We start from the raw sequence: 16038 nt of genomic DNA, 5'->3' as shown, positions 1-16038 counted from the left end.
CCGCGGGAGGAATTGAAATGGTAGAAGACCGTACGATTAGCGGCAGAATATTCTCCGCTGTCAACTTTACACTGCTTGCACTCATCGCTCTGATAACGGTGCTTCCGTTTGTCCATGTAGTAGCAGGCTCCTTCACAACCAGCGCTGAGCTGGCCGCTAACAAATTTGTACTGATTCCGAAAGTGTGGAGCCTGGAGGCTTACAAATTTATTTTCTCAACGAATACGATCTTCAGAGCCCTAGGTGTGTCGATCGGGGTAACGCTTATAGGGACTTTGTTCAGTATGTTCATTACGTCGCTGATGGCTTATGGTCTCTCCCGCAGGGATCTGGACGGACGCCGGGTGTTTAACTTCCTGGTGGTGTTCACGATGCTGTTCCACGGCGGAATGATTCCGACGTTCCTGGTGGTCAAAGAGCTGGGCCTGATTGACTCGTATTCAGCATTAATTCTCCCGTCGGCGATCAGTGCCTTCAATATGATTATCCTGAAGAACTTCTTTCAGAATATTCCTGAAGGGCTGGAGGAATCGGCCAAAATCGACGGTTGTAACGACTTCGGCATTCTGTTCAAAATCGTATTGCCTTTGTCGCTGCCGGCGATTGCGACCATCTCCCTGTTCTACGCCGTGACCTACTGGAACACTTATATGAGCGCCATTCTGTATCTGGATAACAGCGCCAAGTGGCCGATTCAGGTCCTGCTGAGACAGATTGTCGTCCTGGCGAGCGGGATGGATCACAGTGCAACACTCGATGGCACGGTTCCGCCGCCGGATCAGACGATCAAAATGGCTGTTATCGTGGTAGCAACGCTGCCGATTCTGATGGTGTATCCGTTCCTGCAGAAGCATTTCGCCAAAGGCGCGATGCTGGGCTCGATGAAGGGCTGATGCTGAGGGCAGGCCGGGTATTCTGAAATATGAAAGGGGTATAACAATGATAGGCAGTCTGCCGCAAACACCTTTAGAATGGGCGCAAAAGGCCTGTGATTCTTTGATGGATACGTATCAAGCGGGGGAGCTTCCGCCTGCGCACCGCTGGCATTATCACCAAGGCGTGTTTCTATGCGGGATGGAGCTGCTGTGGGAGGCTGTCCAAGAGGACCGCTATATCGAATACATCCAGCAGTATGTGGATGATCTGGTAGATGAATACGGCAATTTCTATTTTGCCCGGGATGAGCTGGATGCCGTACAAGCGGGGCTGCTGCTCTTCACGCTGCATGAACGGACCGGCAAGCTGAAGTACCGGGAGGCTGCGGCTAAGCTCAGGAATCTGCTGCGGACGCTGAACAGAACCTCCGAAGGCGGCTATTGGCATAAGGACAAATATGCGAATCAGATGTGGCTCGACGGGCTGTATATGGCCGGAGTCTTCTCTCTGAAATATGCGAACGCTTATGGTGAAGAAGACTTGCGTGCAGCGGTGCTGCACCAGGAGCGGCTGATGCGCAAATATATGAAAGACGAGACTACCGGCCTGCTCTACCATGCCTGGGATGAGAGCCGCCGTATGCCATGGGCGAATCCGGAAACCGGCTGCTCGCCGGAGTTCTGGAGCCGGTCGCTTGGCTGGTACGGGCTGGCGCTCTCGCAGTTTATGGATGAGCTGCCGGAGAAGGATCCGGGGCGCGCGGAGCTGGCAACCGAGCTGAGCGGCTTCGTGCAGGCGCTGATCCGCTATCAGGACCCGCAGAGCGGTCTCTGGTATCAGGTGGTCGATAAGGGAAATGAGCCGGATAACTGGCTGGAGACCTCCGGCTCCTGCCTGTTCGTCTACACGATTGCCAAAGCGGTGAAGCTGGGCATTCTATCGGCGGAGGCTGAAGCTGCAGCTGCAGCGGCGGCACGGAAAGGCTACGAAGGCTTAATTCAGGTGCTGGAGTGGGATGAGCAGGACCGGCTGATTCTGCCGGATATCTGCATCGGGACCTCAGCAGGGGATTACCGTAACTATGTAACCCGCCCGAAGGTCAGCAATGACCTGCACGGAGTAGGGGCGCTGGTGATGGCCTGTGTGGAGATGCAGGCGTTGTACCCGGCCAAAGTGTAGCAGAGCCTGAGGCTGGCGGTTCGGCAGAATCGTAGTGGAGTTTGAAGTGGCTGTATCCGGCGGAAAGCGCAGCAAAGCTTGAGGCTGCCTGGACCGGCAGTGGATTACCTGGACCAGCAGTGGATTAGTAGAAAGGAGGCGCGCAGTGTTTAATATTGCGGATTACGGAGCGCTCCGGGATAGCGGGGTTCCGGCAACGGCAGCGATTGCGGACGCCATCTGGGCAGCGTACAGCGCCGGCGGAGGCACGGTGTATGTTCCGGCCGGTACATTTGTGACAGGTGCAGTGCGCCTGCGCAGCAACATTCAGCTGCATTTAAGTGCAGGAGCGGTATTGTCCTTCAGTACCGATCCGGAGGATTACCCGGCCGTGGTATCACGGTGGGAAGGGGTGAAGCAGGAGGTGCACGCGGCCTGCATATATGGAGCGGATCTGACCAACGTCTCCATCACAGGCAGCGGAACCATTAATGGAAACGGTGCGCCCTGGTGGGAGAAGCACCGGAACCACCCGGAAGAGCTGGAGTATCCCCGCCCGAGATTAATCGGCTTCGATAACTGCAGCCGGGTAACGATCAGGGATGTCCAGCTGATCAACTCACCCAGCTGGACCGTGAATCCGATCGGCTGCAGCAATGTGATGATCGATAATCTGTCGATTCTGAATCCGGCGGATTCGCCGAACACGGATGGCATTAATCCTGAGTCCTGCCGTGATGTCCGCATCAGCAACTGCCATATCGATGTGGGCGATGACTGCATTGCCATTAAGGCAGGCACCGAGGACACCAAGGAGCGGATTCCCTGCGAGAATATCACGATTACGAACTGCGTCATGGTCCACGGCCACGGTGCGGTGGTGCTGGGCAGTGAGATGAGCGGCGATATCCGGGGCGTGACGATCAGCAATTGTGTGTTCAAGCAGACGGACCGCGGCATCCGCATGAAATCGCGGAGAGGGCGCGGCGGGATCATTGAAGATATCCGTGTCAGCAACATTGTGATGGAGGATGTGATCTGTCCCTTCACGCTTAACCTGTATTATTTCTGCGGGCCGCGGGGCAAGGAGAAGTATGTTTGGGACAAGAACCCATATCCGGTAACGGAGGAGACGCCGCAGTTCCGGCGGATTCATTATGCCAATATTACAGCGCGTAATGTCCACGCTGCGGCGGGATTCCTGTACGGGCTTGCCGAGCAGTATGTATCGGAAATCACCTTCACTAATATTGATATTTCGATGGCGAAAGATGCAGTGCCCGGCCATCCTGATATGATGACAGGCATCGAGAACATGCAGCGCCGGGGATTCTACCTGGGCAATGTCCGCGATGTGCAATTTCAGCAGGTCAGTATTGAGAATCACGAAGGACCGGCCTTTTACGTTGAGAACGGGGAAGATGTGGAGTTTCTCAACTGCCGGTCGCGGAACACAGCGAAGCCGGAGAAGCTGGTGGAGCAGGTTACGGTGGAACTGGCGGGGAAATGAAGTCGGGCATCAATTGGGCGGAATATGGGGGGAAGAGCGGATGATACTCTCTGACCTTAGTGAAAAAACTATATACACAAGAGCCTGGTCCTGTTAGGGGACTGGGCTCTTCTTGTATGTATGATCAGTGTAGCGCTGCTGTACCATCCGCTGCACTGGAAGCAAGTTGCAGGTTGTCTGCTGCTGGACGCTCACTCCAGTTCTATATAACTGTATTTTGTACAACTAAAATGATCAATTATTGCCCGAGGGGAGGTTTAATTGCACTCTATACACTTATTTAACTCTCCTATGCTATAAAGAGACACTTTTCTCTATTTTAATTGTACAGAATACAGTTATTCCTGCTTTTCCGGTTTTTCGCCGTCTTTTAACTGCACGAAATACAACTATTCAGCAATGTGCATCCGCACTCCTTAACTCTAGAGGAGCTGCTTTGCGGCGCAATCGTCTGCAACACAGGCTAACATCCGCATTTGCTGTTGGGCGGTAACCCGGAGTGTGCAGCGTAATCCCCAGTCAGTTTTTAAGTTCAATATAGTTAGCTGAAATTTTGCACGAAATACAACAATTCCCTCGTGATAGCGGGTTAAATCCGGAATTGTTGTACAAAAGGCAGCATTTCCCCTGCTTCAAGCGGTTTAGCAGAAGGATTGTTGTATTTCCTACAACAATCCTTACGAATATCCCGGTATTTATGTATCCGAGTTGTAATACGTACAACATTTGTACTTTTATAGGCAGATGTATCTGCAACCGTGTCCGCATTCGCAACCGTATTTGCAACCGCATTCGGATCAACGTCAAAGTACCCTCATTTACATCGGCCTCCGCAGGCGGACGTCAGCTAGAGTTATAGAATGAACTTAAGAATCTAATCTATCCTGCTGTATTGCGCTGCTCTATTGCGCTGCTCTATTGCGAATTCCTTGCTCGGCACAGGGGTGTTAATCGGCTAACTGTCATTCTTAAGTTCAGCTTATATAGCAACTTTTGCTGCCGGGCGGCGACCCGGAACGTATGGCGCAAGGCCCGGCGTAACAACCATTACGATCAATACTTGTACTGGCGTGCGTTCAGTATATTTTACAGCCTTCTGAGTATATCTTTTCTCTTCAAGCCGTTCTTCTTGGCGGTAGCATTCCAGAAGGAGTGGGTCGCGGCGAATTTCCAGGCGAAGCGCGGGAAGTTGGGGCTGAACAGCATAGAATCATCTGCGCTTCTGGATTGGATATTAGCGGCCATGCTGTGCATTGCTTTTCCCAGGTTCTTAAGCGGACCCTTGCCGGGAGGGACCTTCTCCAGGGAGCCCAGCATTTCACCGGCACCTTGACCCAGCGCCTGCCCGAAATGAACACCGGTCCGTGTGCACCAGTGTTTAAGGATATCCAGAGCAATGTGATTCTGACTGCCCTCATAAAAGCCATTGTTGATCATAGCATAGACGTAGATATCCTGTTCTTCCTGTTCTTGCTCCTGCTCTGATTTAAGGTATTCCTCGAGGGTGGCCAGCAGCCTGAACAAGTGTGAAGGGATGGCATCTACATAGAGCGGGAAGGCAATCACCAGCACATCCATACGGCACAATTCGCTGTATTGCGCAGGGGTGAGCGGTCTTTTGTTCGGATTATAGTAGGTTAGTTCATTCCCCGTGCGGATAAGCGGCTCGAGCATTTTCAACAAAATACCTGAGTTACTGTTAACGGGCTTGGGGCTGCCGTTGATCATGGCGATGTTCATTGGATCGCCTCCTTAATGCTGTGCAGGCTGTCATGGAAGTACACATGGTTTCCTGCAGAATACAAATTCAGGCTGTTCGCGGCGACCAGCGATCTGGCTGTGTCTTTTTCAGCCTCGGTGATGTCGTCCCCATAGAAATGCACCGATAATTCGAACTGGTGATCATACCGGTTGCGGTGATGGGTTTCTCCATTCTTGGTGACAAAATAGGGGAGGACGTAGGAAATACTCCGGTTCAGCACATTCAGGACAAAAGGACTGTAGCTGCCGTACATACATTTGCTGATGATAATCAGTTCATCGCTTTTGGAGAACAGCTCACCCAGATTGTTATAGCCATCCCGTATCACGCATGCTCCGGGCGTCCGGGTCCAGCAGCCGAAGCAGCCCATACACTGGCGGATGGTACCATTGTCCGAGATAACAGTAAGCTCTCCTTGCCCGCCCTCTGCCCATCCTGCGAATTCCTGCTCCTGCAGATCGTGCACAATCATTCTCATGGTTCATGTCTCCTTAACTACAGATTCGAGCGCTAACAAATCACGCCAGTTCCCCGAATAACGCACCCCGTTATTGGTAAGCAGTGAAGCAATACCGTGCACCATCGCCCAGTGTGAAATCAACTGACGGGAGAACTCTGCTTCCGGCAGTCCGATGCTCGTGAACAATTGATAGGCAGTGGTCCGGAATAGAACGAATGGCGGATAACTGTCGGAATTATAGTTGTCTAAATCAATGACTAAGCCTGAGTGGTAGAATAAAAACTGGAAATATTGCGGATGCTCCATGAAAAAATCAATGTAAGCCTGCCCCAGCTGAAACATCGCTTCCTGGCGGTCCTCCTGTCCTTGAACGGATGCACGCAGGGACTCCATAAATTGCTCTGTGACATGCTCACCCATGGCGGATACCAGCTCATCTATATTTTTAAAATGGCTGTAGGGGGCGGTGTGGCTGACTTTGCATTCGGCTGCGACCTTACGCAGGGAAAAGCTGTTGATGCCGTCTGTGTTAATAAGCTTAATGCCTGCTTCTATAAGCTGGCTCCGTAAATTGCCGTGGTGGTAGGGTTTATCCGTCACTTTCCTGCAGCCTTCCTTTCCGTTATCTTTACACTGTAAAGATTGTAGCACTGAATCTTTACGATGGTAAGATACATTGATCACACCAGGAGATCTGGAAATCATTCTCACCTGTAATTTTTTTGCAAAGTAATTCAGTTTAAGTTATTATTAGTACCAAGTACTAATATCAGATACTATGACTAATGATGAGGTGATATTCATGAAGGGTGCAAGAATTACAGCGATTGGCTCTTATGTGCCGTCCCGGAGACTTACGAATACTGATCTGGAGCAAATGGTCGATACCAATGACGAATGGATTGTTCAGCGGACAGGTATCCGGGAGCGCCGAATCAGCCGCGCAGATGAATATACCAGTGATTTATGTGCCGCCGCCGTGCAGGATCTGATGAAACGTTATGGCAAAAGTATACAGGATGTCGATATGGTTCTCGTGGCTACCAGTACGCCCGATTTCTCTTTTCCTTCCGTGGCAGCCATTGTGCAGAACCGTCTCGGCATTCCGCTTACTTCGGGAGCGATAGATATGAGTGCCGCCTGTGCGGGGTTTGTCTATGCTCTGCATACGGCTCATGCGCTGGTGTCTTCGGGACTACATCATAAAGTGCTGGTCATCGGCGCTGACGCGCTGTCCAAAATCACCGATTACACTGACCGCAGTACCAGTATTCTGTTCGGTGATGGTGCAGGAGCTGTGCTGGTGGAGAGCGGCGGGGATAAAGATCACTTCTTAGGGTTCAATCTCGGCAGCGACGGGAGCGGAGCGCAGCATGTCTACCGCACGGGGCTGGCGGACAAGGTGAACGGAGTGGAGCTTGCCGCTACTGGCATGCTGGTACAGAACGGGCGTGAGGTCTTCAAGTGGGCGGTCCGGACAGTTCCGCAGGGGGTGCAGCAGGTGCTGCAGAACGCAGGAGCGGATCTTGCGGAAGTGGACTGGTTCATCCCGCACAGCGCCAATCTGCGGATGATTGAACCGATCTGTGAACGGCTGAAGTACCCGTTCGAACAAGCGCTGTACAGCCTTGAATATTTCGGCAACACCTCGGCGGCCAGTATTCCGCTTGCCCTCGATCTGGGCATCCGCGAAGGAAAGGTGCAGAATGGACAGCGGATATTGCTGTACGGATTCGGTGCAGGTCTCACCCACGCGGGCCAATTGGTCAGCCTGTCACTGGACCCGCAGGTGGTTGCCCCAACACCTCTTTAATATACACTCTGCATCAAGGCGGTTTCCGAATCATTAAATCGTCAGATGTCGTGAGATATGTATTAGACTAGCCACAACTATGGAAGACAGCGGCAGCCGTGGACGAGAAAACAAAGTCCTGGACTGCCGCTGTTTTTCGCCTTCTATGAAATGCTAATCTCTCTCTTACTTAATTTCTTAAATGCTGAGTAATCCTGATCGGATTTAATATAACTTAATATTTTATCGGCGCATTCTGCGGGACTCAACTCTTCCGTATTTACTTCAAGGTCATATTCATCAAAGGAATATATTGTGTCGTACTGGGAATTCGCTAGTCCAATCTCTCGATCTCCTCTGAGTTGCTCTCTTCTTGTAAGTTCTTCTTTCGAGCATAACACGCATACAAAAAATGTAGGATGATCGAACAATAGCTCAAGGTAATCATTAAACCGCTTGTCATTGTCGATTACGGTATCGACGAGGACATTCAAGCCCATTTCTGAAAATAATTTAATTGTTGCATAGTACACTGACATTATGGGATCAAAAAGAATTTGTCCGACATTATCCACTTCTCTTGTAGGTTCAATATCTGGAAATTTATTATCAATAAAATCATTGTAATTACCAAAAAAATCATCTATGGATAAATGATGAAAAGGAATCTCTTTCTGCTTTTTCAATTCCATAGAAATACTAGTCTTTCCTGAGCTTGAAGTTCCGTTTAAGAATACAATAAGTCCTTGTTTCAAACGAATCACCCTCACATATAAGTTTTGCGCACTTTCAGATAACGTCATATTCACAAAGTTCATGAAAAAATAAGGCTCTGCTGTGAGGCATCACCATTCTCCGGTCCCCGCTATACGTGTCTACTTTACTTTATTCAATAAGATTGTCACCATTCTGCTCAATGTCCCTTGATCGACAAAAGGAGCAAGGCTTGCCAGCAGATCTGGGCTAAGCTGCTCAGCTTCGACTCCATTAATCAACTTCTCGAGATTTTCCCTGTCCAAAAAAGGTGCGAGGCTCATGATCCGGTTCGCATCGATGGTGCCATCTGTAACCCGCTCTACCAAGCGGCTTAACGTTTCTCTGCTAATAAAGGGTGCCAGCCCCTGAACGGAATTCCAGCTCACGCTGCCCTCATCTGCCTGATGAACCAGTTCATCCAGTATACCTGTTCCAAGGAACGGAGCCAGCCGCATGATCACGTCTAAGTTAAGGATGCTGCTGTCTACTCGTTCTGTAACCTTATGCAGAGCGCTTGCTTTTACAAACGGCGCTAACTCTACAAGCTCTTCCATCTCCACCTCACCGGTATTGACCATCTCTGCAACTTGGTCCGGCCTGTTCTCTGCGATCTCCTCAACGATCGTTCCTAGGTGCTGATGCTCCCGATTTTCTGTGTTGTCACCTGCATTTAGAATGTCGTCTACCGTTTTGCCGAATAACCTCGCAAACTGCGGAAGCGTTCCGATATCCGGTAGCGATTCGCCTCGCTCCCATTTCGATACCGCCTGATGACTTACATTCAGTTGATCGGCAAGTTCCAATTGGGTCAGATCCTGGTCTTTGCGAAGCTTCGAAATATAAGCTCCAATTTTACGCAAGTCGAGCATTGTATACCTCCAATGAAACAAAATGTACAGTGCGCACTGTCGAAAACAGCATAGCATTTTCGCAAACGCAATCCTATCAAGCGATGGTTGAAGGGTCACATGCGCTTTATTCAACTGCCGGTAGAATTGTCCAGTTTGAACTTTAATCCTGCCCGTTCGCTTTTAAACACAAATAATGGGGACCAAGCCGAAAAATGGTCCCCATAACCAGAAAAACGGTACCTTGAACCATCCCATCAAATGAGAGATTATAGTATCGAAAGCGGTTTCAGTATGGTTCAGGTAAGCACGGAATGATGAAACAGAGGGGAGGTAGTAAGCTGCACCCGGAAGAAGGCGCAGCTCAGCGGTTCAACCCGCTTCCGCAGGATTCACGGATGATCAGCGCCGGCTCAACCACGAAGGAGCCGCCTTCCGACTGATTGTTAATGAGATCGAACAGCATATGGGCCGCGAGTACACCGAGCCGTTCCTTGTTCTGGCGGATTGTAGTCAGTGTCGGACTGGTATACTGGCAGGCCTCGATATCATCACAGCCGATGATGGCGACATCCTCCGGCACACGGAGGCCATGCTCCTTCAAGGCGCGGACCGCTCCCAGGGCGAGCAGATCGGAGGCGGCGAAGATGGCTTGCGGCAGACTGCCGGTCTGGATCAGCTGCTTCATGGCGGCGTAGCCGCTGGGCTCGAAGAAATCATCACCATGCACGAACCAATTGGGATTCATCGTCAGACCGAAACCGGCAATGGCTTTGACATAGCCCGCTTCGCGCCGGTTGGAGATATCCGAATCGGCCGTACTGCCGATGAAGCCAAGCTCCCTGTGGCCGAGCAGATAGAAATGCTCCACCACTTTGGAGGCAATCTGGTAATTATCCGACATCACATAGCCGGATTTCTTGCCGGTCAGCTCCAGGTCAACGCCGATGCAGGGAATATTGCTCCTATCCAGATCCTGTATGGCAGGCTCCATCTGTTGTCCGGAAATAATGACGCAGCCATCCACATGGAAATGCAGGCAACGCGAGAAATAATCGCCGCTGCTGATGAATTTCTCATTGGAAAAGAAGATCAGGTCGTAACCCAGCACGCCCATCTGCTTCTTGAAGGAATTCAGTACCTCTACAAAAAAGGGATGGGTAAACTCCACATTCAGCTCACCGGCAAAAATAACCCCGATCAGATTCGACTTCTTGGTAGCCAGTGTCTTGGCGGAGCTTGAGGGGGTATATCCGGTTTGTTCGATAATCTCCAGCACTCTTTGCTTCGTTTTTTCGGAAACATCGCTGTAATTATTCATTATTTTCGAAACTGTGGATACAGAGACCCCGGCCATTTCGGCAATTTTTTTGATATTCATCTGCATGCTAAAGTCACCCCCGCTTAATAGTTGTAACAGGGCCAAAAGACGGGTATGCCAGGGTTTCTCAGGCTATAGGGCCGTTCATCGGACACTCGGCTGCTGCTAAGAAATAGTTCTTTCTAGAGTCTATTCAACTTGCCGAAACAAGTCAAAGGTTTATTGCACTCAAGGGATAAGTATGGATATTATCGAAACCGATTTCGATTATTGCAGCTGTGAAATACCCGGCCATGTGATTGCGGAACGGGCGATACTGGAAACTAGAGGAGGCATAATGGGAATGAAAAGAAATGTATCTGCGGTGTTAGCGGCCGCTGTGATCATTACCGGACTATTGTCACCGCTGGGCGGCGGAGCTGCAGACGCCTTGCCTGCGAAGAGTAAGCTGGCAGCTGCGGGGAATGCAACAGCTGCGGTGCAGAACGGGAATTTGGCTGCCGCTGAAATGAAAGCGTTTACTGATGTGAGCACGGACAATTGGGCGGCGGATGCCATACAGCGCTGGAGCCGCAGCGGTGTGATCTCCGGTTACGGGGACGGCAGCTTCCGGCCGGATCATCAGGTGACGCGGGCAGAATTCGCGGCCATCATCAACCGCATATTTGGCTACAAGGAAGCGGCAGCCTCACTCCCGGCGGATATACCTGCGGGAGCCTGGTACAGGAACGATATCGCCAAGGCGGTAGCGGCAGGTTATCTAAGCGCAGGAGCGGATAACCATATCCAGCCTGCAGCTAAGCTGAAGCGCGGGGAAGCGGTTGTGGCGCTGCAGAGGATTTTCCGGCTGGAGACAGTCAATCATGCAGGGCCGGTGTATAGCGATCTGGCCGGGGCAGCCAGCGAGGTCATTTCAGCAGCGGATGCATTGACTGCAGCCGGTTATATTCAAGGCTATCCGGGAGGCTTATTCAAGCCGGACGGGAATATTACCCGCGCTGAGCTGGCTAAGATGGCCGATACGCTGGTGCAGGAGCTCCAGTCCTCCGGCGGGGAAGTGAAGCTGGGAAGGGTACAGGGGAATGTGGTGCTGAACCATGAAGGAGCTACACTTAAGGACAGTGTAATTGAAGGCAATCTCTATCTTACCGAGGGCATCGGAGAAGGTGATATCCGGATTCAAGGTGTTCAGGTAAAAGGCACAACCTTTATCCGCGGCGGCGGTGAACACAGCGTGACCCTTGCGGACAGCAGCCTTGGCACTATTCAGGTTGCGAAGCCCCGCGGCACAGTCCGCATCGTTGCCAGCGGGACCACAACAGCAGGAACCATACAGCTGAACTCTGGTGCCATCCTTGAAGAAGGCAATCTCACCGGAGAAGGATTCACCAATGTTGTATTGTCAGCCGGGGAGAAGACGGTTACCCTTAAAGGGAATTATGGAGTGGTGTCCACCGCAGATCCGGCAGGAAGCCGCATTGCACTGAACATCTCCGGCAAGCTCGCTAAGCTGGTCTGGGGAGCCTCCGGTACAATTGTGCTGATGGACAAAGCGCAGGTGACCGAGCTGCTCATTAAAGCCGGGGCTAAAGGCTTGGCGATCCAGGGCAGTGGCAGCTTCGGTACCGTGCTGAACCAGGCGGATGATGTTATTGTAGGCGGCTTTGCCCTCAAGCAGGGCAGCAGCACGAATCTGAATCCGGCTGCTCCGCAGGCCAGCCAGCCTCCTGCTGCCGCCGGCGGCGGAGAGACTGCCGCTACGGCTACACCGGCTGTGACCCAGACGCCGGAAGCTACACCAGCGCCGACGCCAGTGGTAACGCCGGAGCCAACACCGGAAGCTACGCCGGAGCCGACGCCGAAAGCTACGCCGGAGCCGACGCCGGAGCCGACGCCGGAGGCAACACCAGCGCCGACGCCCGAACCGACGGCAACACCGGTAATTACGCCGAGTCCGCTGCCTACATCGACCCCGTTGCCGGAAGTCACACCAACTCCGGCACCAACCAGCGATCCGTGGAGTCTCGTGTGGAATGATGAATTCGATGATAATGTCATTGATCCGGCTAAATGGACTTATGACCTTGGAGACGGAACCATAGTCGGCAATCCGGGCTGGGGAAACAATGAGCTGGAGTATTACACGAACGACAGGAAGAACGTGAAGGAAGAAGACGGCAAGCTGGTCATCACCGCGCTTAAAGAAGCTGTGGGCGGTAAATCGTATACCTCCTCACGGATCAAAACCAAGGGATTGTACAGCAAACTGTACGGTAAATTCGAGATCCGGGCGAAAGCACCGACTGGCAAGGGGATCTGGCCGGCCATCTGGATGCTGCCGGAAGATTACACCTACGGCAATTGGGCTGCCTCCGGAGAGCTGGATATTATGGAAGGCTGGGGCAGCCGGCCGAATGTGGTTGCCGGAACCATTCACTATGGTTCCCAGTGGCCGGATAATGTCTATTCCGGCAAGGAATATGTGCTGCCGGGCAATTCCACGATTGAAGATTACCACACCTACTCCATCGAGTGGGAGCCGGGGGAAATCCGCTGGTATGTGGATGGAGTCTTATTCTCCACCAAGAATGACTGGTACAGCAAGAGCAGCGGCCAGCCGGCAATGAATGCGTATCCGGCACCGTTCAACCAGAGATTCCACCTTCTGATGAACCTGGCGGTAGGCGGTAACTTTGACGGTGACCCTACAGAGGATACAGTATTTCCGAGTTCCATGGAGATTGACTATGTCAGAATATATGATCTGACCGGACGCGAGTACCGGGAACCGGTACCGGTTGAGTTTGAGAAGGAGCCTTATCTGGAGGGAGCTAAGCTGCCGCTTGGGGACGGCAACTTCATTCATAACAGCGGCTTCACCGAACAAGTGGAAGGCGATGCCGGAATGGGCATTCCGAATACAGCGCACTGGGTATTGTACAAGGATGAAGGAGCGGATGCAGCTCTATCGGTTGAGCCGATAGGCGGGCAGAATTTCCTCAAGGTGAACATCAGCAGCGCCGGCGGAAATTCTTATTCGATTCAGCCGCAGGCCATCGTCTCAGTCGCGAAGGGAAGATACTACAAGCTGAGCTTCGATGCCAAGACGGATACGGCGCGTGATATTAGTGTCCGCCTGACAGGCGGGGCGCCGCTGGGATTCCCGTCGTATTCTCCGGCATTCAAAGCTGATCTGACAGCGGAGATTCAGCATTTCGAGACGATGTTTCAAATGAAGGAGAGCTCGGACAACGTAGCGCGGATCGAGTTCAATATGGGCACGAATGCTTCACCGGTATGGCTCGGTAATGCCAGGCTCGAAGAGATTGAGAGTATCCCCTTCGATCATGACAGTGCCAAAACGCCGCTGGGCAGCGGCAACCATCTCTACAATGGCAGCTTTGATCTGGGCGAGCCGGACCGGCTGAGCTATTGGCACACCACGGCTGCCGGCGGTGCAGCGGTGCTTCCGGTTGTAATAGACCCGGGTGTCCTGAAGCTTGAGATTTCAGGCGGGGATGGCGGCAGCGCTGACGCTGCATTGCTGCAGAAGGGAATCTTCCTGGTGCAGGGGCAGGATTATAAGCTGACTTTTGAAGCCGAGAGCTCCTCCGCACGGACGGCAGTAATTGAACTGCAGGGCAATAACGGGCAGGTATATGCTTCACAGCCCGTGCAGCTTACAGCAGACAAACAGCAGGTAGAAGCGGTGTTCACTAACCTTGCAGGAGCAACGGATCATCTGGGTCAATTCGTCCTGCGGCTTGGCGGGACTGCCGGAACCGTGTATGTGGATAATTTCGTTCTGCTGCGCACCAGCTTCTATTATGACCCTACCCTGACCTATTACCCATTGCTGAACGGGGACTTCAGCTTCGGCCTGAACAGCTGGGAGCGGCTGGTTACGGAAGACGGCGGGCAGAGTACTGCGGCGGCAGTGGACGGGGCGGCGAAATTCAGCATTACGAATACCGGTAACCAGGCATATTCGGTCATGCTGTTCCAGAATGGGCTGAAGGCGGCTGCCGGCTCCGATTATGTGGTCGAATTCGATGCCAGCTCCAGCGTTGCCCGCCAGATCAGCGTGAAGGCGGAGAATGCGAAATACATCTCTTCAATGGATAAGACAATCGATGTATCACCGGCAACAGATCATTACAGATTCGAATTCCGGCAGGCAACGAATGATACGCTTTCGCTGAAATTCCTGCTTGGCAAGGTGGGCGGTGTGAGCGTTCCGCAGAGCCATGACATCATCATCGACAATGTGAAGTTCGAGATCAAGGACGCGCCGGCCAAGCCGCAGGAGCTGCTCGCAGACAGCACCGGTAACCGGATGTCACAGCCGATCGAGCTTACCTTCATAGAGAAGGGAGACTGGTCCGGCAAAATTAATGCCGTGAAGGTGGACGGTGTCACGCTCGCGGATGAACTTTACAGTCTGAAGCCCGGCGCGATTATCATCGGTGCCGCAGCATTCCCGGCAGAGGGCAGCTATAAGATTACCGTGGAAGCTGACGGTTATGTAGGCTCAAGTGTCGTTCAGGCCATTCTGGCCAATGACAACAATCTGGTGGTCAACGGTTCATTCACAAGCGGTGACTCGGGTTGGTCGACATGGTCCGGGGGAGGCGGAGTCTCAAACTTTAAGGTGAACGAGGGTGTCGCGGAGATCGAGATTGCCGCTGCCGGCGGCGATACCTGGAGTACACAGTTCTATCAGGAGCATATCAAGCTGGAAGCAGGCAAAACCTACGAGCTGAGCTTCAAGGCCAAATCTACGGTTGCGCGGCAGATTATTGTGGAGTACAGCGAAACCTCGGCCCAGTCAGCTCAAGCGAAGTTCGATGTCACCGCAACCTGGGCGACTTACAGCGCGCAGTTCAGTGTTACGAATGACAGCCCGCTGAAGCTGAACTATCTGATCGGCAAAACCGTAGGTGAAGACGGGACGGCCAACGGTACTGCGCACACCATTTCGCTGGATGATATTGTGGTAAGAGAGGTTACAGGCGGTCCGGTCATCGAACCTGCCAGCGGCACGCTGGATAACGGCACCTTCAATGCGGATCAGGGCATTAAGGGCTGGACGCAATACTTCGACGGACCTGGCTCAGCCGCAGTCCAGAACGGCGAACTGGCGGTCTTACTGAATTTCACCGGAATAGCTAACTTCGCTGCGCAGGTCGATTACAGAGACCTGAAGCTTGTGCAAGGCAAGACCTATACCCTGACCTTCAAGGCCCGTTCGGATGTGAACCGGCTGATTGAAGTGGCCGTTGAGCACTTGGGCCCGGATTACAACAAGTATTTACCGGTGACAGCCATTGCTCTGACCGGTGAGATGGAGGCGTACAGCTTCACCTTCACTATGAATGACAGTACCGATGCGGGTGCACATCTGGTATTCCTTATGGGGCTCATTGACGGAAACAACGCACAGACCAACACGGCCATCCAGGCCGGCAACCATATTTATATCGATGATGTCAGCCTGGTGGATATTCCGTAACGGTACATTAACAGATAATGATAAACGGCCGCGATCCTTGAAT

General features: G+C 52.3%; 11 protein-coding genes. 5 read left to right on the top strand and 6 right to left on the bottom strand.

Features of this window, described 5'->3' with window-relative positions:
• Positions 1-17: 17 nt before the first annotated feature.
• The 3 genes from GC101_RS28960 to GC101_RS28950 all read left to right on the top strand — a co-directional run bounded on the left by GC101_RS28960 (position 18) and on the right by GC101_RS28950 (position 3544).
• A complete protein-coding gene (locus GC101_RS28960) occupies positions 18-893 on the top strand; it encodes a carbohydrate ABC transporter permease (protein ID WP_171720160.1) in 876 nt (291 codons plus the stop codon).
• A gap of 46 nt (positions 894-939) precedes the next feature.
• Positions 940-2055, top strand: a complete 1116-nt coding sequence (locus GC101_RS28955; protein WP_171720159.1) for a glycoside hydrolase family 88/105 protein — start codon at positions 940-942, stop codon at positions 2053-2055.
• A gap of 145 nt (positions 2056-2200) precedes the next feature.
• Positions 2201-3544: a glycosyl hydrolase family 28 protein gene (locus GC101_RS28950; RefSeq protein ID WP_171720158.1), complete on the top strand. Its 1344-nt coding sequence runs from the start codon at positions 2201-2203 to the stop codon at positions 3542-3544.
• A gap of 1086 nt (positions 3545-4630) precedes the next feature.
• On the opposite strand, the gene GC101_RS28945 is transcribed toward GC101_RS28950, so the two are convergent.
• The 3 genes from GC101_RS28945 to GC101_RS28935 are packed head-to-tail and all read right to left on the bottom strand — an operon-like array spanning position 4631 to position 6366.
• Positions 4631-5284 carry an NADPH-dependent FMN reductase family protein gene (locus GC101_RS28945; protein WP_171720157.1) on the bottom strand — a complete coding sequence of 218 codons (654 nt, stop codon included), beginning with the start codon at positions 5282-5284 and terminating at the stop codon, positions 4631-4633.
• On the bottom strand, positions 5281-5784 hold the full coding sequence (locus tag GC101_RS28940) for a flavodoxin family protein (RefSeq protein ID WP_171720156.1): 504 nt from the start codon (positions 5782-5784) through the stop codon (positions 5281-5283). The genes GC101_RS28945 and GC101_RS28940 overlap by 4 nt, the downstream gene beginning before the upstream one ends.
• 3 nt (positions 5785-5787) lie before the next feature.
• Entirely contained in the window at positions 5788-6366 is a 579-nt protein-coding gene (locus tag GC101_RS28935) for a TetR/AcrR family transcriptional regulator (RefSeq protein ID WP_042139865.1), read from the bottom strand.
• Between the two features lie 202 nt (positions 6367-6568).
• Between GC101_RS28935 and GC101_RS28930 the strand changes: the two genes are divergently transcribed.
• Positions 6569-7579, top strand: a complete 1011-nt coding sequence (locus GC101_RS28930; RefSeq protein WP_171720154.1) for a ketoacyl-ACP synthase III — start codon at positions 6569-6571, stop codon at positions 7577-7579.
• 143 nt (positions 7580-7722) lie between these two features.
• Here GC101_RS28930 and GC101_RS28925 read toward each other — a convergent pair whose 3' ends face one another.
• From GC101_RS28925 to GC101_RS28915, 3 genes are all read right to left on the bottom strand, one after another.
• Positions 7723-8313, bottom strand: a complete 591-nt coding sequence (locus tag GC101_RS28925) for a chloramphenicol phosphotransferase CPT family protein (RefSeq protein WP_171720208.1) — start codon at positions 8311-8313, stop codon at positions 7723-7725.
• 120 nt (positions 8314-8433) lie between these two features.
• Positions 8434-9183: a helix-turn-helix domain-containing protein gene (locus tag GC101_RS28920; protein ID WP_171720153.1), complete on the bottom strand. Its 750-nt coding sequence runs from the start codon at positions 9181-9183 to the stop codon at positions 8434-8436.
• 343 nt (positions 9184-9526) lie between these two features.
• Positions 9527-10543 carry a LacI family DNA-binding transcriptional regulator gene (locus GC101_RS28915; protein WP_171720207.1) on the bottom strand — a complete coding sequence of 339 codons (1017 nt, stop codon included), beginning with the start codon at positions 10541-10543 and terminating at the stop codon, positions 9527-9529.
• Between the two features lie 283 nt (positions 10544-10826).
• On the opposite strand from GC101_RS28915, the gene GC101_RS28910 reads away from it, so the two are divergent.
• Positions 10827-15995: a carbohydrate binding domain-containing protein gene (locus GC101_RS28910; RefSeq protein WP_171720152.1), complete on the top strand. Its 5169-nt coding sequence runs from the start codon at positions 10827-10829 to the stop codon at positions 15993-15995.
• The last annotated feature ends 43 nt before the right edge of the window (positions 15996-16038 follow it).

The sequence above is a fragment of the Paenibacillus phytohabitans genome, assembly GCF_013141775.1.
Lineage (GTDB): Bacteria > Bacillota > Bacilli > Paenibacillales > Paenibacillaceae > Paenibacillus_AQ > Paenibacillus_AQ phytohabitans.
Note: the sequence above shows the minus strand (reverse complement) of the source record. Positions and strands in the feature narration are given on the sequence as shown.

Excerpts from the sequence above, each read along its gene's own strand:
- GC101_RS28960 (WP_171720160.1), top strand. The coding sequence starts at position 18 with ATGGTAGAAGACCGTACGATTAGCGGCAGAATATTCTCCGCTGTCAAC.
- GC101_RS28955 (WP_171720159.1), top strand. The coding sequence starts at position 940 with ATGATAGGCAGTCTGCCGCAAACACCTTTAGAATGGGCGCAAAAGGCC.
- GC101_RS28945 (WP_171720157.1), bottom strand. The coding sequence starts at position 5,284 with ATGAACATCGCCATGATCAACGGCAGCCCCAAGCCCGTTAACAGTAAC.
- GC101_RS28940 (WP_171720156.1), bottom strand. The coding sequence starts at position 5,784 with ATGAGAATGATTGTGCACGATCTGCAGGAGCAGGAATTCGCAGGATGG.
- GC101_RS28930 (WP_171720154.1), top strand. The coding sequence starts at position 6,569 with ATGAAGGGTGCAAGAATTACAGCGATTGGCTCTTATGTGCCGTCCCGG.
- GC101_RS28920 (WP_171720153.1), bottom strand. The coding sequence starts at position 9,183 with ATGCTCGACTTGCGTAAAATTGGAGCTTATATTTCGAAGCTTCGCAAA.
- GC101_RS28915 (WP_171720207.1), bottom strand. The coding sequence starts at position 10,543 with ATGAATATCAAAAAAATTGCCGAAATGGCCGGGGTCTCTGTATCCACA.
- GC101_RS28910 (WP_171720152.1), top strand. The coding sequence starts at position 10,827 with ATGAAAAGAAATGTATCTGCGGTGTTAGCGGCCGCTGTGATCATTACC.